20 protein-coding genes are annotated in these 24,873 nt (G+C 71.9%); 10 read left to right on the forward strand and 10 right to left on the reverse strand.

Features of this window, described 5'->3' with window-relative positions; translation table 11 throughout:
* Positions 1–277 precede the first annotated feature (277 nt).
* Positions 278–1,978 carry a PucR family transcriptional regulator gene (locus tag OG828_RS11980; protein ID WP_328501107.1) on the forward strand — a complete coding sequence of 567 codons (1,701 nt, stop codon included), beginning with the start codon at positions 278–280 and terminating at the stop codon, positions 1,976–1,978.
* A 144-nt stretch (positions 1,979–2,122) separates the two neighbouring features.
* The gene (locus OG828_RS11985) at positions 2,123–2,890 is read left to right on the forward strand and encodes a hypothetical protein (protein WP_210571526.1); all 768 of its coding nucleotides are present in this window, start codon (positions 2,123–2,125) and stop codon (positions 2,888–2,890) included.
* Positions 2,891–3,079: 189 nt separating this feature from the next.
* Here OG828_RS11985 and OG828_RS11990 read toward each other — a convergent pair whose 3' ends face one another.
* Positions 3,080–3,907, reverse strand: coding sequence for a GntR family transcriptional regulator (locus OG828_RS11990; RefSeq protein WP_328501108.1), 828 nt, complete (start codon positions 3,905–3,907; stop codon positions 3,080–3,082).
* Positions 3,908–4,074: 167 nt separating this feature from the next.
* On the opposite strand from OG828_RS11990, the gene OG828_RS11995 reads away from it, so the two are divergent.
* Together OG828_RS11995 and OG828_RS12000 are read left to right on the forward strand one after the other, a co-directional pair.
* Complete coding sequence (locus OG828_RS11995; RefSeq protein ID WP_328501109.1) at positions 4,075–4,923, forward strand: (2Fe-2S)-binding protein; 849 nt, start codon at positions 4,075–4,077, stop codon at positions 4,921–4,923.
* Positions 4,924–5,188: 265 nt separating this feature from the next.
* Positions 5,189–6,238 (forward strand): DUF2637 domain-containing protein, encoded by a 1,050-nt coding sequence (locus OG828_RS12000; protein WP_328354097.1) that lies wholly within the window; start codon positions 5,189–5,191, stop codon positions 6,236–6,238.
* Between the two features lie 64 nt (positions 6,239–6,302).
* Here the strand turns inward: OG828_RS12000 and OG828_RS12005 are convergent, their stop codons facing one another.
* Positions 6,303–6,719: an ATP-binding protein gene (locus OG828_RS12005; protein ID WP_328504854.1), complete on the reverse strand. Its 417-nt coding sequence runs from the start codon at positions 6,717–6,719 to the stop codon at positions 6,303–6,305.
* A 420-nt stretch (positions 6,720–7,139) separates the two neighbouring features.
* The gene (locus OG828_RS12010; protein ID WP_328437860.1) at positions 7,140–7,745 is read right to left on the reverse strand and encodes a hypothetical protein; all 606 of its coding nucleotides are present in this window, start codon (positions 7,743–7,745) and stop codon (positions 7,140–7,142) included.
* A gap of 215 nt (positions 7,746–7,960) precedes the next feature.
* On the opposite strand from OG828_RS12010, the gene OG828_RS12015 reads away from it, so the two are divergent.
* Positions 7,961–9,388, forward strand: coding sequence for a helix-turn-helix domain-containing protein (locus tag OG828_RS12015; RefSeq protein WP_328501110.1), 1,428 nt, complete (start codon positions 7,961–7,963; stop codon positions 9,386–9,388).
* Positions 9,389–9,418: 30 nt separating this feature from the next.
* On the opposite strand, the gene OG828_RS12020 is transcribed toward OG828_RS12015, so the two are convergent.
* Positions 9,419–11,371, reverse strand: coding sequence for a PP2C family serine/threonine-protein phosphatase (locus tag OG828_RS12020; RefSeq protein ID WP_328501111.1), 1,953 nt, complete (start codon positions 11,369–11,371; stop codon positions 9,419–9,421).
* Positions 11,372–11,759: 388 nt separating this feature from the next.
* On the opposite strand from OG828_RS12020, the gene OG828_RS12025 reads away from it, so the two are divergent.
* From OG828_RS12025 to OG828_RS12035, 3 genes are all read left to right on the forward strand, one after another.
* Entirely contained in the window at positions 11,760–12,242 is a 483-nt protein-coding gene (locus OG828_RS12025; RefSeq protein ID WP_328501112.1) for a DUF456 domain-containing protein, read from the forward strand.
* 165 nt (positions 12,243–12,407) lie between these two features.
* Positions 12,408–14,738 carry a glycosyl hydrolase family 95 catalytic domain-containing protein gene (locus tag OG828_RS12030; RefSeq protein ID WP_328501113.1) on the forward strand — a complete coding sequence of 777 codons (2,331 nt, stop codon included), beginning with the start codon at positions 12,408–12,410 and terminating at the stop codon, positions 14,736–14,738.
* Positions 14,739–14,841: 103 nt separating this feature from the next.
* Complete coding sequence (locus OG828_RS12035; protein WP_328501114.1) at positions 14,842–15,213, forward strand: PPOX class F420-dependent oxidoreductase; 372 nt, start codon at positions 14,842–14,844, stop codon at positions 15,211–15,213.
* A 79-nt stretch (positions 15,214–15,292) separates the two neighbouring features.
* On the opposite strand, the gene OG828_RS12040 is transcribed toward OG828_RS12035, so the two are convergent.
* From OG828_RS12040 to OG828_RS12055, 4 genes are all read right to left on the reverse strand, one after another.
* Complete coding sequence (locus OG828_RS12040) at positions 15,293–15,772, reverse strand: methylated-DNA--[protein]-cysteine S-methyltransferase (RefSeq protein WP_328501115.1); 480 nt, start codon at positions 15,770–15,772, stop codon at positions 15,293–15,295.
* Positions 15,769–17,145, reverse strand: coding sequence for a bifunctional transcriptional activator/DNA repair enzyme AdaA (locus OG828_RS12045; protein WP_328504855.1), 1,377 nt, complete (start codon positions 17,143–17,145; stop codon positions 15,769–15,771). The genes OG828_RS12040 and OG828_RS12045 overlap by 4 nt, the downstream gene beginning before the upstream one ends.
* A 65-nt stretch (positions 17,146–17,210) precedes the next feature.
* The gene (rsgA, locus tag OG828_RS12050; RefSeq protein WP_328501116.1) at positions 17,211–18,302 is read right to left on the reverse strand and encodes a ribosome small subunit-dependent GTPase A; all 1,092 of its coding nucleotides are present in this window, start codon (positions 18,300–18,302) and stop codon (positions 17,211–17,213) included.
* A 251-nt stretch (positions 18,303–18,553) separates the two neighbouring features.
* On the reverse strand, positions 18,554–20,026 hold the full coding sequence (locus OG828_RS12055; RefSeq protein ID WP_328501117.1) for an AAA family ATPase: 1,473 nt from the start codon (positions 20,024–20,026) through the stop codon (positions 18,554–18,556).
* A 57-nt stretch (positions 20,027–20,083) separates the two neighbouring features.
* Between OG828_RS12055 and OG828_RS12060 the strand changes: the two genes are divergently transcribed.
* Positions 20,084–20,374, forward strand: a complete 291-nt coding sequence (locus OG828_RS12060) for a hypothetical protein (protein WP_328501118.1) — start codon at positions 20,084–20,086, stop codon at positions 20,372–20,374.
* A gap of 23 nt (positions 20,375–20,397) precedes the next feature.
* Here OG828_RS12060 and OG828_RS12065 read toward each other — a convergent pair whose 3' ends face one another.
* Together OG828_RS12065 and OG828_RS12070 are read right to left on the reverse strand one after the other, a co-directional pair.
* Entirely contained in the window at positions 20,398–21,879 is a 1,482-nt protein-coding gene (locus OG828_RS12065) for a cellulose binding domain-containing protein (RefSeq protein ID WP_328501119.1), read from the reverse strand.
* A gap of 243 nt (positions 21,880–22,122) precedes the next feature.
* A complete protein-coding gene (locus tag OG828_RS12070; RefSeq protein ID WP_328354138.1) occupies positions 22,123–23,442 on the reverse strand; it encodes a radical SAM protein in 1,320 nt (439 codons plus the stop codon).
* 177 nt (positions 23,443–23,619) lie between these two features.
* Between OG828_RS12070 and OG828_RS12075 the strand changes: the two genes are divergently transcribed.
* Positions 23,620–24,864 (forward strand): FAD-binding protein, encoded by a 1,245-nt coding sequence (locus OG828_RS12075; protein ID WP_328501120.1) that lies wholly within the window; start codon positions 23,620–23,622, stop codon positions 24,862–24,864.
* Positions 24,865–24,873: the final 9 nt, after the last annotated feature.

The raw sequence follows: 24,873 nt of genomic DNA on the forward strand, positions 1-24,873 counted from the left end.
GCGGGACTGGCTTGTTCATGTTCTGTTAACGCGGATTGACGTCAGTACACAGCGCGGTGCGTCTCCTCGGTCAGTCACGGAAACCATGAAGGAGTTGGCTGGCCAGCGAGGTCATCTTGTAGATTCGTATGAATGGAGGTCACCGGTAACCTCCTCGTTTTTCCGTGGAAACGTCAGTCACAACCCTGGTGACCTGGGACACCTCGATCCGGCCGCGGCCACCATGCCCCATCAGGATTCATCGTAGATTTCGAGACAGAGAACGGCGGCGACGAGAATGCGGCTGCGCGCACTGCTGGACACCGACGCGCTGGGCCTCAGGCTGCTCGGCGGCGAGGACGAGCTGGACCGCACCGTCCGCGGCGTGATGACCACCGACCTCAGGGACCCCAGCCGCTATCTCTCCGGCGGGGAGCTGGTGCTCACGGGCCTGGCCTGGCGCCGGGACGCCGAGGACTCCGAGCCGTTCGTACGGATCCTGGTGGCGGCCGGCGTGGCCGCGCTCGCCGCCGGTGAGGCCGAGCTCGGGGACGTCCCGGACGATCTGGTGGTCGCCTGCGCCAAGCACCGGCTGCCGCTGTTCGCGGTGCATGAGTCGGTGGCGTTCGCGACGATCACCGAGCATGTCGTACGGCAGGTCTCGGGCGAGCGCGCCGGGGACCTCGCGGCGGTGGTCGACCGGCACCGGCGGATGATGACCTCGGGCCCCGCGGGCGGCGGCCCCGACGTGGTCCTCGACCTCCTCGGCTCCGACCTCGACCTGAGCGCCTGGGTGCTGTCGCCGACCGGGCGGCTCATCGCGGGCCCGAAGGTGGGCGGGCCCGAGCTGCCCGCCGACCTGTGTGCGCGGCTGGCGGCCGAGCATCTGGCGGCCGCCCGCACGGGACGGCGGGGCCCGCACCGGGTGACGCTGGGCGCCGCGCCGTACGCACTGTTCCCGATCCGCAGCTGGGGGCACCTCCCGGCGGTGGCTGGGGAAGGGCGCTCCCCGCAGGGCGCCCGGGACGTGCGGGAGACGGTGCTGTCGGACTGGCTGCTGGCCGTCGCGGCGGATGCCGGGGACTGGCCGGAGGAACGGCTCGACCTGCTCCAGGGCGTCACCCAGCTGATCGCGGTCGAGCGGGACCGGCGGGACGCAGCCCGTACGGTGCGCAGGCGGCTCGCGCAGGAGGTGCTGGAGCTGGTGCAGACCGGGGCCGCGCCCGCCGAGATCGCCGCCCGGCTGCGGGTGGCCGCGCCGGTGCTGCTGCCCGGGCTCGGCGCCGCGCCGCACTGGCAGGTGGTCGTGGCCCGCGTGGAGTGGGACGGCGGGGACATCGAGGGCGGGCCGGTCGCCCAGTCGCTGCTTGAGGAGATCCTCGTCGACCCGCTGTCGACGGGACCGGAGCCCTCCGACCGTATCGCCGTCGCCCACACCGGCGACGAGGCGATCGCCCTCGTACCCCTTCCGGCGGTGTCGACCGAGCACGACGGCTCCGAGACGGGTATCCACGCCGACGCGCTCCTGGAGTCCGTACGGGATCCCCTGGCGGCCGGTCTCGACGAGGACGGGCGGGTCACGCTCGGCGTCAGCGCGGCCGTGCACTCGGCGGAGGGGCTGCGCGGGGCGCTGGAGGAGGCGCGGCACGCACGGCGGGTGGCGGCGGCCCGGCCCGGCCGGGTGTGCGCGGCCGGCCACCAGGAGCTGGCCTCGCACGTCCTGCTGCTGCCGTTCGTCCCGGACGACGTACGACGTGCCTTCACGGCCCGGCTGCTGGACCCCCTCCGGGACTACGACCGCCGGCACCGCGCCGAACTGATCCCCACCCTGGAGGCGTTCCTCGACTGCGACGGCTCCTGGACCCGCTGCGCCACCCGCCTCCACCTGCACGTCAACACGCTGCGCTACCGCGTCGGCAGGATCGAGCAGTTGACGAGCCGTGACCTGTCCCGCCTGGAGGACAAGCTCGATTTCTTCCTGGCGTTGCGGATGAGTTGAGGTGACCGGATCGGTCGCGTGAGATCAACGCAAGTGAAAACTTTCACACTCCCTCTTGGCCAGGGCCGACGATTCGTGCTGAGATGCCGCCACCACTCATAGCTCGACGGCGCGCTCGGGGAGGGCAACGTGGCGCATTCCGCCATGTCTGGTTTCGGAACGACCCCTGGTGACGATCCCCTCCAGACCGCGGTATGGCGGCTGCGCTCCCGCGCGTGCTGGGCGGACGCGGCGGCCCTGCTCCGGCCCGACACCCCGGCGTCCGCGTTGCAGCGGGCCGCGCTGCTGGTCGAACGGTGTCTCTACACCGAGCAGGGCTGGGAGGAGGCCGAGGACGGGCTGCGTACGGCCGAGGCGCTGGCCCACACCGACGAGGAGCGGGGCGCGGCCGCTTGTGAACGCGGGCAACTTGCCTACGCGGCCACGCTGCACACGGTCCGGGACCGGGCGGACGAGGCGCGGGCCGCGCTGGGCCGGGCGGCGGCGCTGATCCCGCCGGGGGCGCCGGGCCGCGCGCTGCTGGACTTCCGCCGGGGCCTGCTGGCCGAGAACCTGACGCTCTCCCCGCAGGCGGCGCGCGCCGCGTACCGCCGGGCCCACGCGGGCGCCACGGCCCACTCCGACCCGCTCCTGCTGTCGTTCACGTGGCGCCATCTGGCCGGGCTCGCCCTGCGGGACGGCGAGTTGGCGGAGGCGCGGCACGGTTTCACCGAATCCCTGCGCATCCGGGAGGAGTTGGGCTATCTCGTGGGTACGGCGCCGGCGCTGGTGTCCCTGGCCGACGCGGAGGTGGAGCCGGAGGCTTCGCGTCTGCGGGAGGAGGCCCGCCGGCTGTTCCGGCTGCTGGGGGGCGTACCGACGTGGCTGGCACGGGAGTTGGCGCCTCCCGCGCCACCGGCGGCGACGGCCTGAGCGGGGGCACGGCTTGAACGGAGCCACGGCCCGAACGGGGCACACGCCTGAGCGGGGCCGTCCGCCCGCGCGGAGCCACGGCCTGAACAGGGCCACGGGTTGAGTGGAGCACACGGCCCGAACGGGGCCACGGCCCGAGCGGGATGGCCGCCTGAACGGGCCGGCCGCCCGCGCGCGCTCCACGTGCGCTCAGCTCGCCCCGGCGAAGTGCTCCCCCACCAGTGCCCGGACCCCGTCCAGGTCACGCGAGATCAACGCGTCCAGCAGCGCCGTGTGCTGTGCCGCGTCCGCGAGCAGTTCCGCGCGCCCGCGTCCGGCGGGGCCACCCACCAGGGGCCACTGGGCCCGGCGGTGGAGGTCCTCGGCGAGGTGCACGAGCTGCTCGTTGCCGGACAGGGCGAGCAGCCCGCGGTGAAAGGCCCGGTCCGAGTCGGCGTACGTCACCCGGCAGCCGGTGCCGGCCGCCCGTACCGTCGCCTCGGCGAGGGGACGCAGATCCGCCCAGCGTTCGACCGGCACCGTCCGCGCGAGGCGCAGCATCACCGGAACCTCGATCAGGGACCGGACCTCGGCCAGCTCGGCCAGCTCGCGGGCGCCGCGCTCGATGACGCGGAAGCCGCGGTTCGGCACCACCTCGACGGCGCCTTCCAGGGCCAGTTGCTGCATCGCCTCCCGTACGGGCGTCGCGGAGACGCCGAAGCGGTCGCCGAGCGCGGGCGCCGAGTACAGCTCGCCCGGGGTCAGTTCGCCCGAGACCAGCGCGGTGCGCAGGGCGTCGAGGATCTGCCCGCGCACGGAGGACCGCTGGACGGTGGGGCGGGGACGCGGAATCGGCGTCTCGCTGTGGGTGTGCTCACCCCGGACACCGCCGGCATCGGGCCCGGGCGCGGCTGCCGCGTCCCGCCCCCGGTCCAGGTCGGCCGCCTGCGGCTGGGACGGGACCCGCGGTCCGCCGGCCGGCATCCGCGCCCGCTCCGGACGCCCCGTCTCCGTGGAGCCCTGCGTGCCCTGCCTCACGGGGTCCTCCTCCGGCCTTGTCGGCACTTGGGGTCATTACGGCGGGTTGTTACTCGTCCGTCAAGCACCATAGGGCCAGAAGCGGCCGGTTCACATCTCAATGATGTTGGGTAAGGTAAGGCTTACCTCTACCCGGCCCCGGAACGACACCAGATCGGCGGTCCCGTATGCCCGTGCCCCGCTCGGCCCTCGCGGACGCCTACACGCGTCTGGCCGAGGTCCTCCCGGGGCTGCCGATCACCCAGCTCGGCGCCGGGGAGCAGGCCCCCCGGGACGGCGGCTGGATCACCGCCGACGCGCTCGCGGAGGGCGGAGCCGGCCTGGACGCGTTCCTGGCCTGGGACGACGCACAGGTCGAGCGTGACCACGGACAGCGCGCGCGACCGGATGTCGTCGCCAGCTTCGGCCTGCACCGGTACGCCTGGCCGGCCTGTCTGCTGATCACCGTGCCGTGGTTCCTGAGCCGCCGGGTGCCGCGCTTCCACGTGACGGACGTCTCGTACGACCGGACGGTCCCGGACCTGGACATCGGCCGCCTCGCCGTCCGCGCCCACAGCTTCGCCTGTCTGCCCGGCGACCCCGCCGCCGTCCTGCCCGGCGCCCGTGTCGTCGCCGACGAGGAGGCGCTGCGCGGCGAGGTGCGGGAGGCCGTCGCCGAGCATCTGGAACCCGTGCTCGCGGCCTTCGGTCCGCGGATGCGGCGGCGCGGGCGGGCGCTGTGGGGCATGGCGACCGACGAGGTCGTCGAGGGGCTCTGGTACGTCGCCGAGGTGATCGGCGAGCAGGAGCGGGCGAGGCGGGAGCTGGAGCTGCTGCTGCCGGGGGCGACCAAGCCGTACGTCGGCTCCGCCGCCTTCCGCGAGCTGACCGGGCCGGCCGGCGAGCCGCTGCCCACCCGGGACCGGGCGAGCTGCTGCATGTTCTACACGCTGGACCCCGAGGACGCCTGCGCCACCTGCCCGCGCACCTGCGACGCGGACCGCGTCGTCAAACTCCTGGCCGAAGCGGCCAGTTGAGGACCTGCGGACTCGACAGCCCCACGGTTACAGGCGATTCACAGTTTCCTCACTTCTCGCAGGAACTTTCCGTCGAACCATCCGTACGGGTAGTCTTATTCGAACTCAACTCTCGCCCCTCACGCGGCAGTTCGAGCAGAACGCCGCCCTGGGCATCCCCTTGCACTTCCTTGGCGGCCTCTTGCCCCGAAACCCCCTGAGGGGCGGTGGAATTGGGCCACCATGGCGGGCGTTACACGCCCTATCCCAATGCAAGGGACCCCAGATGAGATTGACCGACATATCGCTGAACTGGCTGCTTCCGGGCGCCGTACTGCTCCTGGGCATGCTGGCGGCGGTGGCGGTGCTCGCGCGTGGCAAGCGCACCTCGGGGAAGGACGCGAGCGCGGACGACTCGTGGGAGCGCAGCGAGGAGCGCCGCAGGCGCAAGGAGGCCATATACGGCACCGCCTCCTACGTGCTGCTGTTCTGCTGTGCGGCGGTGGCGGCCGCACTCTCCTTCCACGGCCTGGTCGGCTTCGGCCAGCAGAACCTCAACCTGTCCGGCGGCTGGGAGTACCTGGTCCCGTTCGGCCTCGACGGCGCGGCCATGTTCTGCTCGGTGCTCGCGGTGCGCGAGGCCAGCCATGGTGAGGCCGCGCTCGGCTCCCGGATACTCGTGTGGACGTTCGCCGGTGCCGCGGCCTGGTTCAACTGGGTGCACGCGCCCAGGGGTCTGGGCCATGACGGCGCCCCCCAGTTCTTCGCGGGCATGTCCTTGTCGGCGGCCGTCCTCTTCGACCGGGCGCTGAAGCAGACCCGCAAGGCCGCGCTGCGCGAACAGGGCCTGGTGCCGCGTCCGCTGCCGCAGATCCGTGTCGTCCGCTGGCTGCGGGCGCCCCGCGAGACCTACAGGGCCTGGTCGCTGATGCTCCTCGAGGGCGTACGCAGCCTGGACGAGGCCGTCGACGAGGTGCGCGAGGACAAGCGGCAGAAGGATTCGGCCCGACTGCGCCGGCGCGAGCAGGAGCGGGTCGAGCGGGCCCAGCTCAAGGCGATCAGCCGGGGTCACCGCGGCTTCGTCGGACGCGGCCCCGGCCCCGGACGGCCGATGGAGATGCCGGCCCTGGAGCGCGACTCCGACCGAGTCACCGCGGAGCCTGCCATATCCACCTCGGAGCCCCTGCCCGTACGCTCACGGCCCTCCCTGCAGCCCGTCCGCCAGAGCTCTGACCCGATCACCGTGGACCTCACCGCGGAGGACGACACGATGGCGCTGCCGCGCCTCGACTCCCTGGAGCGCAAGCTCAAGGACCTGGAGCAGCAGTTCGGCTAGGAAAGCCGGGACGGACGCAGTCGACGTCAGGGGGTACGGCCCGGGGCCGTGCCCCCTTTCGCGGTCACGCGGCCCCCGCGTCGAGTTCGAACCACACCGCCTTCCCCACCCCGTGCGGCCGTACGCCCCAGGCGTCCGCGAGGGACTGCACCAGGGCCAGGCCACGGCCGTGCGTACCGTCGTCGGCGTTCGGTACGCACAGCCGGGGCCTGCGGGCGACGAAGTCCCGTACCTCCACCCGCAGTCCGCGGGGTCCTACGACGGCCGTCAGGACCGCGTCGTTGTCGGTGTGGACGATGGCGTTGGTGACGAGTTCGCTGGTGAGCAGTTCCGCTATCTCGGACCGCCCGGGCTTGCCCCAGTGCCGTAACAGCTCGCGCAGTGCCCTGCGTGCCTCCGGGACCGCCTTCAGGTCCGCGCGTCCGAGTCTGCGCCGCAGCTGCGGCCGCGCCGTGACGCCGTCGGTCTCTTCCTCCACCATGTGAGCCGAGAAGGCCCCGATCGCCGTGGGACCGCCCCCTCGTGCCTGCCTTTTCATGACCCCCGCCTGCGTGCCGATGTCGGTTCCCCTCTGCCTCGAACACGTTCACGGGGATCCATGCCCGTTGGCTCACTCGACAGTCATGTGGAATCGTCAACGACCGGCTGTTCGGCCATGCGTACGACAGCCGCCGCGCTGTCGATGGACCCTGGTGGAGGCGGCCTCGGGACAGGCCGGGTCACCCTTCGTACGCCGCACGCTGTACGGGTGCGCGGCTGCGGGGTATCGGCCCAACTGCCCATGGCGCGCTGCCGATCCCGCCGTATGCGACGAAGCCGTGGGGCAGCTGGGTCCGACCGGTTCCCCCGGCCCGTGAAGCTGGCCGGAAATCGCCGCTTTCGGGCCTTGTTCAGTGGAGGTTCAGTGGAGCTTGGCGACAGCCGTGGTCGTCGTCTTCTTGAAGGCCCTCACCGGCGCGTCGTCGAAGTCGCCGAGCTGCGACCACTCCACGACCGTGACGGTGCGTCCGTCCCGGCCGACCGACAGGAGGTGGATGTCCGTCGCACCCCAGGAGGCGGCGGTGTGCAGGCCGTGCACACGGGCGCCCTCCTCGACGGGCAGGGTGCCGTAGTCCTTGTGCGTGGCCTCGATCTCCGGGTCCCGCTCGATGCGGGCGGGGCAGGTCCGTATCTCCTTGTTGAGGCGGGTGGCGAGGGCCTTGGCCTTGGCGGCCGTGCCCGTGACGATGTTCAACTGGCGGGCGCTCGCGTCCAGTTCGGTGTGGAAGGCACGGTAGCGGGAGTCGTAGCCCGGCAACGCGTCCGCCAGGCACAACAGCAGTTCCTCCGGGACGCCGTCGGTGATGGCGCCCGCGGTCCAGGAGGAGGACGGGTGCGGCGGCAGGTCGGCGGCCGAGAGGAACCCCGTGCGGGGTGTCGCGCCGGCCGGTGCGGTGAGTACGGAACCGAGCATGAGGCCCGTGAGGGCGAGTAGGGTGAGCGCGCCTGCGCGGGTCTGCTTGAGCATGGGTGTCCCCGTGGTGAGTGTGTGAACGACAGGAGCCGCCGCGACTCCGGGTGGTCGGCCCGGTCCTGGTCGGTGCGGCACCCAGAGCATCAGCGGTCACGGCGGGCGGGCGCAACCTCCGGCGCACCGTCGGCGACGGTGGAACCGTCCCAGCCCGTCCGACGTGCAGATACAGGGGGTGCCTGGGATGGCGTCCCGGGAGGGAATACGGGGGAATGGTGCCGGAAGAGGACGACGTCGCGCGGTTCGCTGCGCTGCTGAGGCAGTTGAAGGACCGTACGGACCGCAGTTACGGCGCGCTGGCCCGCCGCCTGCACATGAACACCTCGACCTTGCACCGCTACTGCGCGGGCGAAGCGGTCCCAGTCGACTTCGCCCCCGTGGAACGCTTCGCCGCGCTGTGCGGGGCGACCGCGGAGGAGCGGTTGGAACTGCACCGGCTGTGGCTGGCGGCGGTGGCGGCACGACAACGGCCGGCGGGGAAGCCGGAGATGACGCAGGAGGCGGCCGGGGCTTCGGGTGCCGGGGCGCCTGGCGCAGCGGGAGCCGGGCCGGCCGACGCTACAGGAGCTGCGGCGCTCGGCGCCACGGGAGATGCGGCGCCCGGCGCTACGGGTGCTAGGAGTTCTACGGGAGCCGTATCGGCCGGTGCTTCGGGTGCCGCCCCCGCTTCCCGGGCCACCCCCTGGTACCGCCGACGCCGCCTCACCGTCACCACGGCTGCCGTGGCCGCCGTGCTGCTGGCCACGCTGGGCACTCTGTCCGCGCTGCCGGACGGGAGTTCCTCGGTGGAGGCCGATGGCCGGCTCGCGGACCCCACCCCTACGACGACGTCCGGCGCGCCGAAGAGCCCCTCCCCCAAGTCGGCCAGCCCCTCTTCCTCTTCCGGATCCGCCACACCGTCACCGTCGGTCAGCGGCAAGGCGGCCACGTCGGCGCCGCCCACCGGCGGTGGTGGCGCGGCCTCCGGCAACGGCCCGTCGGGCGGCGGCTCCTCCGGCGGTGAGGAGACGCCGAGCGGGACGGCCGACGTGCCGCTCACCTGGACGGCCGACTCGCACGAGTGGGCGCTCGGCTGCAGTCATGACTACGTCATCGACAAGCCGCCGCAGCAGGTCCCCCCGCCGCCTCCGCCGCAGGACGCCGCGAACTGGGCCAGGGCGCTGGGAGCGGTGCACGGGCGGGAGCAGTTGGTGGAGATCTCCGTGCAGGGGCGCTCCAAGACAGCCGTGGTGCTGGAGGCGCTCCGCGTCCGGGTGGTGGGCCGCGGGGAGCCGGTCGCCGGGAAGGCGTACTCGATGGACCAGGGCTGCGGCGGATCGCTGTCGCCGCGCTACTTCGCCGTCGACCTGGACATCAACCGGCCCATCGCCCGGCCGGTCGACGGCGGCGACGAGAACGGCCCGATCCCGGCGGTGCGCATGCCCTACCGGGTCTCCTCCGAGGACCCGGAGGTGCTGCTCGTCACCGCGACGACTCAGACCTGCGACTGCCGCTGGTTCCTGGAGCTCGACTGGTCCTCCCAAGGGCGCTCCGGAACGGTTCGCATCGACGACCACGGCCGCCCGTTCCGCACCAGCAGCATCGAGGGCCTGTCGCGGTACTCGTACTACCAGCTCCAGTGGAGCCCCTGGACCGAGTGAGCAACACCGTTACGGGCGTGGCAGGTTGACTCACGCCTCCCAAACCGCGGCGGCCGTACGGTCGTCGGCGTAGCCCTTGACCCGGGTCTGGGTGTCGGCGAGGAACGCGGCGAGGCCGGGCGGGGTGGGGCCCGACCATCGGCCGGTCAGGTACTTGCACAACTCGGGTTCGCCGCGCAGGGGTTCGGCCAGGCCGCTGGTGCACATCAGGAGCGTGTCACCCGGGCGGGCGACGGAGGCGCGGAAGCGGAAGGGTTCGCGGGGCGGCTCGGGGGCGGGCTCGTACGGGCTCGGGGGCGTCGGGATGCCCAGGTCCATGGTGAGCCGGTCGCCGTCGGGCGTCTCGTGCGGGAGCGAGCCGAAGCCGACGACCGGTTCGCCGGTGATGTCGCCGACCGACGGCTCGATGTCGTGCCACTCGCCGTCCCTGAGCCGGAACAGTCCGCCCGCACCGACGCCGAAGAACACACGGGTACGGCACTCGGGGTCGGCGGGCAGCAGCAGACAGCGCAGGGTGGCCGCGTACTCCTCCGGGTCGATGCCCTGCTCGGCCGCGCTGGCGCGGAGCTTGCCGAGACTGCGGTCGGTGAGCCGGTGCAGCCCCGACTTCAGATCACCGCGCCGGGCCGCCCGGATGTCCTCGCTGAGCCGCGCGTGACTGCGGCCCACGGCCCGCCCGATCCAGTGACAGGCCTCGGCCGCCGCCCGGTGCGCCCCCGGTGTCGCCCGTGCCCCGGTCGCCATCGCCACGAGGATCAGCGCCTCCTCACCACTGCCGAACCGCGCGGTGAGCAACGAGTCACGACGCGGCTCACCCCGGTACCGCGCGGAGTCCCCCCGCACCGAAACAGCCCGCAACGAACAGGTCCCGTATTGGGCTCCGTCCAGCACGGTGTCGGCGACCAGGTCGTCCAGATCGTCCGGATCGGCGGGGGGCAGCGCGGTGGGTTCGGCGTCGTAGGTGGGGGGTCCGGAGCCGACGTAGTCGAGGTGGGGGGGTGGGGCGGTGGGGATGTCGATGCGGGTGGCCGTGGGGGCGGGGGTGGTGGGGAGGGCGGGCGAGGACGCGGCGGGGGGTTCGGAGAGCGGGGCAACGGGGTGCGGGGCGGAGGGGGGCTCGGTGGCTGGGTGGGTGGGCGGAGGCACGGAGGGGGTTTCGGCGCCCGGGCGCGTGGGCGGAGGCACGGCAGGGGGCTCGGCAGCCGGGCGCGTGGGCGCAGGCACGGAAGGGGCCTCGGCAGCCGGGCCGGTGGACGGAGGCGCGGACGGGGCCTCGGCGTCCAGGTGGGTGGGCGGCGGTGTCGAAGGGGGCTCGGCGGCCGGGTGGGTGGACGGAGGCGCGGACGGGGCCTCGGCGTCCAGGTGGGTGGGCGGCGGTGTCGAAGGGGGCTCGGCGGCCGGGTGGGTGGGTGGCGGCTTGGAAGGAGCCTCCGTGCCGTGGCGGGGAGTGGGGCGGGCGGGTTCCGTGGCCGGGCCCGGTGGGGTGGGAGGCGGGGGGTCGCTTTCCGTGCCGTTCGGGGTGGGCGGCGGGCCGGCATCCGGTGTCGGTGACGTCGGAGTCGTCGTCGCCGGGGTCTCCGTCGAGGTGCGGGGGGCGCCGGTCGTCGAGGGCGGCTCGTCGGTGAAGCCGGGGGGCATGGGGCCGGGTGGGAAGCTCGCCGGTGCGGTGGGCGGGGGTTCCCAGGGGGCGCGATGCCGTCCTGTGCCCTCTGCGGGTGCGGCCTCGGCACGCGGCGGGGGCACTCTGCTCCCCGACGTCGGCTGCCCCGGCGGGGGACCCGCACCCGGCGTCGGGGCGGTGTGCCCGTCCTCCACCGCCGAAGGCGAAGTACTCCCCTCCCCCACCGCCCCCGCCGCCGAAGCGAACCGGTCGTCCAGTGAGTCGGGCGCGGCCGTGGGGCCCGTATCGTCCGTGGAGTCCTCGTACAGCTGCCTCCACCAGTCGTCCTCGTGACCGGTGGGACTTCCCCCCTGCTGGCTCATGCCCCCAATTGTCCACCGCACGGGCCGGATGAAAACGGGGCATCGGGAAAATCGGGCGCCGGTCATGACGCTCGGGAAGTCGCCGGGCGATCCCACCCCCCACGGGAGAACCGCCCGGCGACGCCGGAGTGACCCGGGCCCGCCGATCCGCTGCACGCGCGGGCGCACGTCGTAGGACCGGGTCACGATCTGGGTGACCGAATCGCCGTTCGCATCCGTCATTCCGCACCCTGAGTGTGACCTGCTTCCCTGCCGCCTCGCTGTGCTTCACCACCGCTTTCCGGCCACCGTCGCCGTGCTGCCGGCGCGGGGTGATGTGTGCCTGTGGTGACCTGCGGCCCAGTAGGCGTGGCCTGCGCTTTCTCCTCTGCTCCGGCACCCTGGACAGATGGGAGTCCTGGACCTCCTGCTGGTCGGCGTGGTCATCGTGCTCGGCCTGTGCGGAGTGCTGGTGCCCGGCGTGCCGGGGTCGTGGCTCGTGTGGGCCGCGGTCATGTGGTGGGCGCTGCAGGATCCGCAGCCCGTCGCCTGGTGGGTGCTCGTGGGCGCCACCGTCGCGCTGCTCCTCTCCCAGGTGGTCCGCTGGACCCTGCCGCCCCGGCGTCTGCGCGCGAGCGGCGCCACACCCCGGATGGGGGTGTACGCCGGCGCGGGGGCGTTCCTCGGCTTCATCCTGATCCCCGTACTGGGCACCATCCCCGGCTTCGTGGGCGGCATCTACCTGTACGAGCGCCTCCGGCTGGGCCGCCACGGTGAAGCGCGGGCGGCATTGCGTACGGCGATGCGCAACGGGGGCTCCAGTGTGCTGGCCGAGCTGTTCACGTGTCTGGTGATCGCCGGGGCGTGGCTGGGGGCGGTGCTCTGGGGCTGACGCCCTGGATCCCCGTTGCTTTCCGGATCTCCGCCGCTTTCGATTGATCGGATCTCTCCCGCCATATTGACGGCCTGCCGCCTCATCCCTACGTTGCACTCCTGGATAGCTCCGATGAATTGCAACAGCCGCCGCACAGTCGCAGAGCCGCCGGGAGTGACCGCCATGCCGAAACCGTCCAGACGAACCGTCCTCGCCACCGGATCCGCCCTCAGCGGCGCGCTCCTCACCACGGGCCTGCCCACACAGGCGACCGCGGCAGATCACGACCACGGCCACGACCACAGCCACACCTCCGACCCCTGGCGCACCGTCCTCGACGACGCGGACCTCGTCTGGCAGCGGATGCCCGCCACCTGGTACGAGGGCCCGTATCTGGGCAACGGCTTCCTCGGCTCGGGCATCTACGCCGAGCCGGGCGCCGAGACCCGCGCCGTCCGCTTCAACGTCCAGCACTCCGAGGTGCAGGACCACCGCCCCGAGTTCGGCTCGCTGTTCGGGCTGGCCCGGCTGCCGATCGGCCACTTCACCCTGGAGCCGGTGGGCACGATCACCGGCCTGGACTGGCGGCTCGGACTGCGCGACGCCGAGCTGACCGGCACCCTCACCACCGACCGGGGCACGCTCACGCTCCGCGCCCTGGTGCACACCAGCCGCTCGGTGCTCGCCGTCGAGGTGACGGCCAGCGCGGGTGAGCGCGGCTTCCGCTGGGTGTTCCATCCGGCGGACGCGATCAGCCCGCGCGCCGCGTTCAGGCCGCTCCCGGACGGCTATCAGGGCAACCCGCCCGCCGAGGTCGCCGACCACGCCGGCGTCTCGGCCGCCGTACAGCCGCTGCTGGCGGGCGGGCAGCATGTGACGGCGTGGCGGGAGCGGGACCGGGGCAAGACCAGGACGCTGTACGTCCATGTCGCGCACTCGTATCCGCGGGCCACGGCGCTGGACCGGGCGCTCAAGGCGGTGCGCGAAGCCTCCGCGCTTCCGTACGCGGCGCTGGCGGTGACCCACCGGGCCTGGTGGCACGCGTTCTACCGCAAGAGCTTCCTCTCCGTCCCCGACGCCCGCATCCAGCGCTTCTACTGGATCCAGCTGTACAAGACGGCGTCCGCCGCCCGCCGTGACGCGCCGGTGATGGCGACGTGCGGCCCCTGGCTGGAGTCGACGCCCTGGCCCAACACCTGGTGGAACCTCAACGTGCAGCTGGAGTACTGGCTGATCCACGGGGCCAACCACCTCGAACTCGACGCGGTGACCAGCGCGTTGAGCGAGTTCCGGGACAACCTCACCAAGGAGATGGCCCCGCAGTACCGCGCCGACTCCCTCGGCATCCCCCGCACCACCGACCCCCACCTGATCAACGGCGCGGCGGGCACCCTCACCGGCTACGGCGTCGGCATCCCCGGCCAGGACCCGCCGACCCCCGAGGTCGGCAACCTCACCTGGGCCCTGCACAACGTCTGGCTCAGCTACCGCCACACGATGGACGAACGCATCCTGCGCGACGTCCTCTACCCCCTCCTCCGCAAGGCGATCAACTACTACCTGCACTTCCTTGAGCCGGGCCCGGACGGCAAGCTGCACCTCCCCGCCACCTTCTCCCCGGAGTACGGCGGCAACTCGCGCGACTGCAACTACGACCTGATGCTGCTGACCTGGGGCTGCCGCACCCTCCTGGAATCGGCCGAACTGCTCGGCATCGACGACGAGTTGGCACCGCGCTGGCGTGAGGTACTGGCCAAGCGGGCGCCGTATCCGACCGACGCGAACGGCTTCATGATCGGCGCGGACATCCCGTACGCGAAGTCGCACCGCCACTACTCGCATCTCCTCGCGGTGTACCCGCTGTACGAGCTGACCGGCCGCACGGCGGACGAACGGGCTCTGATCGAGAAGTCGTTGGCGCACTGGGTCGGCTTCGAAGGCGCCCTGCAGGGCTACACCTTCACCGGCGCCGCCTCCATGTCCGCGCTGCTCGGCAAGGGCGAGGACGCGCTCAAATATCTCGGCGAGCTGATGACCCGCTTCATCCAGCCCAACACCATGTACAAGGAGTCCGGCCCGGTCATCGAGACCCCGCTGTCGGCGGCCCAGTCCCTGCACGACATGGTCTGCCAGTCCTGGGGCGGCATCATCCGCGTCTTCCCGGCCCTCCCGGCCGCCTGGGCCGACCTGACGGTCCACGACTTCCGCACGCAGGGCGCCTTTCTGCTGTCGGCGGTCCGCAAGGGCGGCGCCACCCGCTGGGTCCGGCTGGTCAGCGAGGCGGGCGCGCCCTGCGTCGTACGGCACGGCATCCCGGGACCGATCGAGGTACGGGACGGACGTGGCCGCCCGCTGCGGTACACGGACTCCGGTGACGGCGCCATCCGTATCGCCCTCCGGAAGGGCGAGTCGGCGCTGATCACACGCCGGGGCGACCGGCCCGACCTCACCGTCACACCCGTACGGCCCAACGAGGACGCGCCCCGCTGGGGGCTGCCAGGCACGGAAGGATGACCGGCCGCGGGCCTGCTCCGGCCGCCACCGACGCGGAGTAGGCCCGCGGTCCTAGGCCGACCATCCGATGCGCCCGGCCCATACGACGTGCTTGTCTGCTGCCATGGCGGAATTCACCGAAACCGAACGCGCGTACCTGAAGACCCAGCGGCTGGGACGGCTGGCCACCGTCGACCCGCACGGCCAGCCGCAGGCCAACCCGGTCGGGATCTTCCCCCAGGACGACGGGACGATCCTGATCGGCGGCCGGGAGATGGGCTCCACCAAGAAGTGGCGCAACCTCCAGAAAAACCCGAAGGTCGCCCTGGTAGTCGACGACATGATCAGCGCCCGCCCCTGGCGAGTCCGAGGCGTCGACATCCGAGGCGAGGCCGAACTCCTGGTCGGCCCCCACGACTTGGGCCCCCACTTCAGCGAGGAGCTGATCCGCATCCGTCCGCGGAGGATCCACAGCTGGGGCTTGGAAGAGGGCTGACCCGCAACGCCCTGATCTGGAGCGCCCCGAAGGGGCGCGGGGAACTGCGCGACCAGCCACAACGGCGCCGCAGACAAACTCAGAGCGCACCTTCCAGTCCAAGCAGCTCCACCTTCCGCTCAAGACCCCCCGCATACCCTGTCAGAGAACCATCCGCACCGATCACCCGATGACAGGGCCGCAGCACAAGCAGCGGATTCGCACCGATCGCACCACCCACCGCCCGCACAGCAGCCCGAGACGCACCAATCCGCGCCGCGATCTCGCCATACGTCGTGGTCGCGCCATACGGCACGGAGTCGAGCGCGGCCCAGACCCGCTCCCGAAATGCGGAGCCCTCCGCGCGCAACGGCAACCGGAACTCCTTCAGATCGCCGGCGAAGTACGCGGCAAGTTGCTGCTCCACCTCCCGGAAGGGCCCCGCGTCAGACCGCCAGCCGTCCTGGACGGTACGGCCGCCCTTCTGCCCCGGCACGGAGAGGGAGGTGAGAGTGCCATCGGTGTCGGCGGTGAGAAGAAGGGAACCGAGAGGGCTGTCGAGAGTGGTCCAGTACGTCATCGTTGCTCCAACTCCCCTGCTGCACGCAGGTGTTGTAGTGCGTAGGAGCGCCAGGGGCGCCAGCTGTCGGGGACGTCCGTGCCGGGCACGGCCACGTCCGGGTCGCCGAGGGCACGGGTGCGGATGATCGCCACCGTGCGGGCGCCCATCCCGGGCAGGGCGAGCAGCGCGTCCTGCGCGTCGTCCCGGTCGGCCCCCGGGTCCAGTCGTACGGAGCCGTCGGCGAGGGCGGCGGTGAGCGCGCCCAGGGGACCGTCCGGCTCGGCCTCCGCGAGGACCGCGGGCTCGGGGAAGACGTGGGTGAGGCTGCCGCAGGGCGCGTCGAGGGCCTTGCCGTAGCGCCGTACGAGCTGCTCGGCCGCCGTACGCCCCACCAGCGCCCGTACCGCCAGCTCTTCCGGATCGGCGGCGCCCGGTGACCGCAGTCCGGGCCGGGCGGCGACCAGCGGGGCGAGCCGCGGGTCGGCGCCGAGCCGCTCGTCCACGGCGTACGGATCGGCGTCCAGGTCGAACAGCCGCCGCAGCCGCTGGACGGCCGTCGTCAGATCGCGCAGGTCGGTGAGGTGCAGCCGCGCGTCCAGCCAGCCGCCGGACCCGGGCCGCGGCGATCCCGGCCGCTCCTCGACGGCGACGATCCCGGTGCCGTAGGGGAGGCGGAGGGTGCGGCGGTACGTCCGTCCCCCGCGCGGTCCGCCGATGTCCTCGACGCCGGGGACGGCCTCGTCCGCGAGCTGATCGAAGACGGCACCGGCCTGGTACGGGCCGCGGTGCGCGAGCCGTAGCGGCACGCCGGCCGCCGGGGTGGCCGTACGGCCCTTCGGCGCGGCGCCCCTGAGTCCGGTGGGGGTCGAGGCGTAGACCGCCTTGATGGTGTCGTTGAACTGCCGGACGCTGGCGAACCCGGACGCGAACGCGATCTCCGTGACCGGCAGTGCGGTGGTCTGGAGCAGGACGCGTGCGGTGTGCGAGCGCTGGGCGCGGGCCAGGGCGACCGGCCCGGCGCCGAGTTCCGCGGTGAGCTGCCGCTGGACCTGCCGCGCGCTGTATCCCAGCCGTGCGGCGAGCCCGGCGACACCCTCCCGGTCGACCACGCCGTCCCCGATCAGCCGCATGGCCCGGCCCACGACGTCCGCGCGCACGTTCCACTCGGCCGACCCCGGCACCGCGTCCGGCCGGCACCGCCGGCAGGCCCGGAAACCCGAGCCCTGCGCGGCGGCGGCGGTCGTGAAGAAGCGGACGTTGCGGCGCTTGGGGGTGACGGCGGGGCAGCTCGGGCGGCAGTAGATACCGGTCGTCTCGACGCCGAAGAAGAACTCGCCGTCGAACCGGGCGTCCCGGCTGCGCACCGCTTCGTACCTGGTGTCTTCGTCCATCACGTGTTCCAGTTTCCGCCAGCCGGGACGCCACGGCTGGCGGAAATCGGACATGAGGGTGGGGGCTACTGCCACCGCCCCCGCTTCGCCTCCATCGCCGCCCTGCCCTGCGCCCCCTTCCGCTTCCAGTCTTTCCGGATCTCCGCCCTGACTCGCGCGTCCGTCTTGGCCACGATCCGCTGGTTCTCCCGCAGCAGCTTGCGGTAGCTCTCCAGCCGTCGTACCGGCAGCTCCCCGGAGTCGATCGCGGCCAGCACCGCGCACCCGGGCTCGGCCTCGTGGGCGCAGTCGTGGAACCGGCACCGCGCGGCCAGTTCCTCGATCTCGGAGAAGACCTGCCCGACACCGGTCTCGGCGTCCCAGAGCCCGACGCCCCGCAGCCCCGGTGTGTCGATCATGACGCCGCCGCCGGGCATGAGCAGCAGATTGCGGGTGGTCGTCGTGTGCCGGCCCTTGCCGTCGACGTCCCGGGTGGCCTGTACGTCCATGACGTCCTCGCCGAGCAGCGCGTTCGCGAGGGTCGACTTGCCCGCGCCGGACTGCCCGAGCAGCACGGACGTACCACCGGAGACCACCGCGGCGAGGACATCGAGCCCGGCGCCGTCGACAGCGCTGACCGGCAGCACCGGCACCCCGGGCGCCGTGGTCTCCACGTCCTGGACGAGATGGGCGAGGGTGGCCGCGTCCGGGACCAGGTCGGCCTTGGTGAGCGCCACGATCGGCTGCGCGCCGGACTCCCAGGCCAGGGCCAGGAAGCGTTCGATCCGGCCGAGGTCGACCTCGACGGCCAGGGACACGGCGACGATCGCGTGGTCGACGTTGGCCGCGAGGATCTGCCCCTCGGACCGCTTGGAGGAGGTGGAGCGCACGAAGGCGGTACGGCGCGGCAGATACGTCCGTACGTAACGGGGGTTGCCCGCGGGTTCGACCACGGCCCAGTCGCCGGTGCACAGGACCCGCAGCGGATCGTTCGGGGTGACGAACGCGGTGTCGGCCCGCATGACCCCGTCGGCGGTGACCACGTCGCACTGTCCGCGGTCGACCCTCAGCACCCGTCCGGGCAGCAGCCCTTCGGACACGTAGGGGGTGAACTGGTCCGCCCACGCCTCGTCCCAGCCGTAGGGAGCGAGAGCGGAGAAAGCAGAGGTGGTAGTCAAGGGTGACCCTTCGAAGGGCGGCCCCGGGAGGATGTCAGCCGGCGGCCACAGAGGTGGACTTGATGAACTTCCGGATGCGGGCAGCGCCCATCACGAAGACAGCCATCGGTCACACCTCCCAGCCAAGCCAAGTCACCCGCGGCACCCTCCGGCCACCGCTCGAACAGCACTGACACTAGAGACACCTGAGCCACGACGCCATCGAATTACGGCACCCCATGAACGCCGGCCCCTTGCGCGACGGGCAAGCGTCACGCCAGTCCGTAGAGCGCCTCCAGATCGACCAGTTGGACATCAGGGTCAGCCTGCGCGGCCGCGTGTGCCTTGTCGTTGAAGCCTGCGCCGCTGAGACATATGAGTCGGGTACCGGTGGTGTCGTAGCGTCCCGCCTGGGTGATGAGGTCGCGAATATGCTGGAGGCGCTCGATGTGGGCGATGCCCATGGTGTCGTTCCACTTGGCCTCACCGATCGCGAGAAGCGGTGGCCTGGAGCCGTCGGCGATACCGACGACCGCCACATCCACTTCATGTCCGACACGGGCCTTGGGATCGTGCACCACTCCGTGTCCGACCCGGGCGGGCAGACCGCCGATCAGTTCTGGGTCGGCGTGGTGCAGCGCCCAGTCGCGGCAGACCTGTTCGAAATGAGGGCCGAGGACGTTGCTGGTGAAGCGGCGGCGGCTGGCCTGCCAGACCCGGGCTGCGCTGCCTGGGCGTTCCAACTGGTCCCAGACGGGTCGCATGATGGCGTGATAGAAGCCGATCAGCGGTTCGGCGATGCGGTAGGTGGGGCGGTTGTCGCGGAAGGCGTCGGCATCCCGGTGCAGCAGGCCGGCGTCTTCGAGGACGTTGATGGGGTGCGCGATGTCGGTGGCCTTGCGTTCCAGATACCCGGCCATACCCCCGCGGGTGGCGTTGCCGTCGGCGACTGCGGCCAGCACGGAGAGGTACAGGGCGGTGTCTCGCAGGTCGGGCTCCTCCGCGAGCAGATAGCGGGCCTCACGGAACAGAGGGGTCTCTGGGTTGAGGACGGTGCGGACGACCCAGTCGTCGAAGTCGTCAGCTCCGTTCGGGGTGTCGCCGCGGGCGAATTCCCGTCGATACGCGGGTGTACCGCCGACGATCGCGTTGACCTGCAGGGCCAGGCGCGGGTCCGTGATGTTCCAGAATTCGGCGGCCAGGCGGTGGTCGAGAGGGCGGACAATCAGCTCCAACCCTGCCCGGCCCCGCAGGGGAGCGTTGCCGGACAGCAGCCTGCCCATGAACGACAGCGCCGAGCCGCACAGCAGTAGCCGGGTGCGGGAGGCGCTGCGCTGGTCACGCAAGGTCCGCAGCGCTTCCTGGATGATCGAGGGGAGCTCCGGATTCGCCGTGGCCAGGTACGGGAACTCGTCGATCACGACGGGCACGGGCCGCTCCGTGCCCAGCGCGAGGAGCGCGTCGACGGCCTCCGCCCAGTCGGAGAAGTGGTACGGACTGGCAGGGCGCACATGCGCGGTGAGCGCAGCGCTGATGCGCCGCAGGGACTCGGCATCGGCGGCCTCGGTCGCCCCGAAGTAGAACCCGCCCGCGGCACGGCAGGCCGCGTCGAGCAAGAAGGTCTTGCCTTGGCGACGCCGTCCGGAGACCACACCGAGCGTCGCGCCGGGCTGTTCATCTTCGATGAACCGGGTCAGCGCGGACCATTCGTAGTCGCGGTCGAACATCTCGACGGGCTTGTCCATACCCCTCCGATTCCCTGAAGATAGAACCACACATCTATAAACTGTACCCCTATCTCAATGGTGATCGCCGCTCTGCCCGAAGGGCCCGCCGCACCAAAAATGCCGTTGGAGTCGCGGCTGGAGGAACTCATCGAGGCCGACCCGGCCATGCTGGGCCGACCGCTACTCCTCGTCGGCAGGCAGGTGTCGACGGCCCACGGCAAGTTCATCGACCTGCTGGGTAAACGGGCCGTACCCCGCGGGCAGGCCCTGTGGCGTACCGGATTCTTCGCCGACCAGAACTCCGCCTGCAGGCTGCGCGCCCGCTTCACGATCGACGAGGTCTCCCGCCGATTCGGAATCGACTGATCTTTTTCCGCCCGCCCCCGGCGTCAGGCCTTCGTGCAGTCGTGGCCGTTGAGGGTGAAGTCGTAGCCCGGGGAGTTCTTGCCGCGCCAGGAGGAGAGGAAGCCGAAGGCGAGGGAGCCGTCGGCGGGGACGGTCTTGTTGTAGTCGGCGGCGGTGGCGGTGACGCGGGAGCCGTCCTGGGCGAAGCTCGCGTCCCACATCTGGCCGACCTGCTGGCCGTCCTTGAAGGACCAGGCGACCCGCCAGTTGTCCAGGGCCGAGGTGGTGGTGATGGTGACGGTGGCCTGGAAACCGTCGGGCCACTGGTTGACCAGGTCGTAGTCGTACTCGCAGGTGGCCGGCTCGTTCGTCCCGGGGTCCGGGTCGCCGCCGCGGGCGGTGGACGAGGTGGTGCCCTGGGGTTCCGGGTCGGGCCCCTTGCCGTCGGAACCGTCCTTGGAACCGGTCGCCGACGGCTCGGGCGTCGCAGAGGGTGAGGGCCGCGCGCTGGTGGACGGTTCGGAGATGCTGGGGACGGCCACCGGCTGGCGGTCGGAACCGTCGGTGGGTCCCGTGGCGCCGTCGTCGGTGGTGCCGCCGGGCATCATCGACACGCCGAGTGCCAGCAGGGAGACGATGACGGCGGCGACGAGGAGGCCGCCCCGGACGACGCGCGCCTTGTGGGCAGCGGGGTTCGGGGGTCCGTCCGTGTCCACCGGGTCCGGGCGCCCGGCGCCCAGCCGTACCTCGGCGGCTCTGCGACGGCGCTCCAGATAGGCGAGCCCGCCCCAGCCGATCACACCGCCGGCGAGCGCGGCCGGCAGCCCGCCGCCGTGCAGCCGCAGACACGCGGCGGCCTCCGCGCACTCCACGCAGCGGGCGAGGTGGCGGGAGAGGTCCTCCGGGGTGTCGGCGAGAGGGGAGCGGGTGACCGCGTCCAGCAGCCGGGCGTAGCTGCGGCACTGCGCGGCCATCGGAGTGTCGAGGTGGTTGCGGTGGCAGCGGTCCCGGAACAGGACCCGCACCTGCTCTAGTTCGTCGGAGACCGACGCCGGGTCGAGGCCGAGCCGGCGGGCCACGACGGACATCGGCAGGCCCTCCACCTCGGCCAGCCACAGCAGCGCCGCGTCCGGTTCCTGCATGTCACGCAGGCCGCGCAGCGCGAGCGGGCGGTGCAGCGGAGGTCCGGTGTAGCGCTCGGCCTTGTCCGAGTTGAGCCACAGCCGCAGCTCCGGGTCGAGCTTGTGGCCCTGGCCGTCGGTCTCCCAGGCCGCCGCGGTGGTCCGAACGGCCGTCAGCAGCAAGGGGATCCGGGGCAGCCGGGCCGGGCGGCGGCCGGCGTTCCTGGACGTGCCGCTCTCACCGGCACGGGCCTCGCGTATGCCGAGCGCGAAGGCCTCGGTGGCCAGCCGGGTGGCCGCGACGGATCCGGCCGTGCACAGGTCGGCGTACGAGAGCACCGCGTCCCAGCACTCGGAGAACAGCGCGGCCTCGGCGGCGTCCTGAGGGGTCGGCAGGTCGGGCATGGGTCTCCTGCATCCACGAGCGAGGTCAACTCACTATATTGGCAACGGAGTTGGGGGAAACCTCGCGGCAGACCGTGAGCCTTTCACGTTCTCGACACAACTGACAAGCGCGCTATTCAAATCCGGTGCCCGACGGGTACGCGGCCTCTCCGCGCTCCTACGAGAGACATACGGAAGGAACGCCGAAAAGTCTCGATCCCGGCCGACATTGTTGTGGATCCGCGTCCGGCGGCACGGCGGAAGTCACACCTCGACCGGCTCCTGCGCCGACAGGCTGTCCATGAAGGAGCTGACGGAGAACACCGCGCGGCCGGGGCCGGGCGGGCCGTATCCGGGCGGCGAGGACAGGCCGAACTCGTCCATGGTGGCGCGGTAGGCCTCCAGGAGCCGGATGTGGTACTCCAGCGGGGCGCCCTGCGGGTTGGCCTTGCCGAGCGGGGTCGTCGGCTCGGGGCACCAGGTGGTGAACCGGGGCGTGATGCCGTGCGACATGAAGAAGCGCAGGCCCTCGGTGGTCGACGCGATCGCCTCGTCGACCGTCGTGAAGCCGAACGGCTCGGCCATCTCCACGCCCGCCACGAAGTTGGGGATCACATTGCGGGCGCCGAAGACCTCCGCCGAGTCGAGGATCCGCTTGTGCCACACGTCGCGGCCGACGTAGCGCTCCTTGCCGGGGCAGTACATCTTGAAGAGGTACTCGTCCCACACCTCGTAGTTCGGGTGGTAGATCTGCACGCCGTAGTCCTTGAACCGCTGTACGTCGTCACGCGGCAGCGCCTGCGCGACCACCTTGCCGATCCAGCGGCCCGGGAAGCGTTCCTCGATGGCCTTGGCGTAGTGGCCGTAGAAGTCGGCCTCGTCGCGGCCTGAGACCGTCTTGGTGATCGCGCCACCGGTGAGCGTGTAGGCGGTGGACGCCTTCGCGGTGTCGTACCGGTCGATGATCTCCAGCGCCTCAAGGACCTCCTCCACGTCCTTGACGCCCGTGTACGGCCGGCCCGCCGCCTTGTGCTGGCGCCAGTTGTGGTTGATGTCGCAGTACTGGCACTCCTCCTTGGCGCCGAAGTACTGGCAGACCCGGAAGACGGTGAGGTAGATCAGGTAGCCCCACTGGATGGTCGGGGCGACCTCCATCACCGACTTCCCGTTGGAGAGGGTGTGCCGGTAGTACTCCGGCATGGGCGGCACCCCGACGTCGGAGATCCGCTTCCCGTCGAGGTAGAGCCCGAGGATCCCGTCCTCGCCGGCGGCCACGCGGTACGGCGACGACGGGTTCACCCGCACCGAGACGACGGTCCGCCGCAGGTCGTACGGCCCTCCGGTGAGGATGATCTCCTCCGGCGGGCGGCGCAGCGCGGCCTCGCCCAGCTCGGGCAAGGTGCCGTGGTCGAAGGAGAAGATGAAGTACGACTTCGGCTTGACCTCGCCGCCTTCGTTGTCACTGAGGGCCGACGGGTCGAAGGCGACCCCGCCCCGGAGCAGATCCTCTTTGAAGACGGCCTCCCGCGGCACATGCGGAAAGCGCTCCATCAGATCCTCGACCAGCGCGGTACGGCTGCCCATCCCGTGTCTCCTCCCGGCTCAGGCGTTCGACTCCTCACGGTATGCCCCCGTGCGAGCGGAGGTGGGGGCGGGGGCCCTGTGTTTCCGGTCAGGGTAGTTTCCACCAGGGGATTCCCGGTTTTCGCATTCCTGGTTCCGGGATTCCTGGTTCTCGTATTCCTCGGGAGGGGCTACCGCATGGCCGAGACCGTGACCAACTGGGCGGGCAACATCACGTACACCGCCAAGGAGCTGCACCGCCCGCACTCGCTCGACGCGCTGCGCGCGCTCGTGGCGGGCAGCGACCGCGTACGGGTGCTGGGCAGCGGGCACTCCTTCAACGAGATCGCCGAGCCGGGCGTCGAGGGGGCGCTGGTGTCGCTGGGCGGCCTGCCCGTCGAGGTGGATGTCGACTCGGCGGCGCGCACGGTGCGGGTCGGCGGCGGGGTCCGGTACTCCGAGCTGGCCCGCCATGTGCACGAGCGGGGTTTCGCGCTGCCGAACATGGCGTCCCTCCCGCACATCTCGGTGGCCGGTTCGGTGGCGACCGGCACGCACGGGTCAGGCATCCACAACGGGTCGCTCGCGGCGCCGGTGCGCGAAGTGGAGATCGTCACGGCGGACGGTTCGACCGTCGTCATCGGGCGGGACGACGAACGGTTCGGCGGGGCGGTGACCTCGCTCGGCGCGCTCGGTGTCGTCACCGCGCTCACCCTCGACCTGGAGCCGTCCTACGAAGTCGAGCAGCACCTGTTCACCGAACTGCCGCTGGCCGGGCTGGACTTCGACACCCTCGAGACGGTGCTGGCGGCGGCGTACAGCGTGAGCCTCTTCACCGACTGGCGCGAGCCCGGCTTCCGGCAGGTGTGGCTCAAGCGGCGCACCGACCAGCCGCTGCCCGACTTCCCGTGGGCCGCACCCGCCACCGAGAAGCTGCACCCCGTGCCGGGCATGCCCGCGGTCAACTGCACGGAGCAGTTCGGTGTGCCGGGGCCGTGGCACGAGCGACTGCCGCACTTCCGGGCCGAGTTCACGCCCAGCAGCGGCGCCGAGCTGCAGTCGGAGTACCTGCTGCCACGCCCGTACGCCCTCGACATGCTGCACGCGCTGGACGCGATCCGTACGACGCTGGCTCCCGTCCTGCAGACCTGCGAGGTGCGGACGGTCGCCGCGGACACGCAGTGGCTGAGCCCGGCGTACGGGCGGGACACCGTGGCCGTGCACTTCACCTGGGTCGAGGACACGGACGCGGTGCTGCCGGTGGTGCGGCGGGTGGAGAAGGCGCTGGACGGGCTGGACGCCCGGCCGCACTGGGGAAAGGTGTTCTCCGCACTCCCGTTGGACCGGTATCCGCGGCTCGGCGACTTCCGGGCGCTGGCCCAAGTGCTCGACCCCGGCGGCAAATTCGCCAACGCCTTCGTGCGGGACATCCTGGCCGGCTGAACCGCGGGG

The sequence above is a fragment of the Streptomyces sp. NBC_00457 genome (assembly GCF_036014015.1).
Lineage (GTDB): Bacteria > Actinomycetota > Actinomycetes > Streptomycetales > Streptomycetaceae > Streptomyces.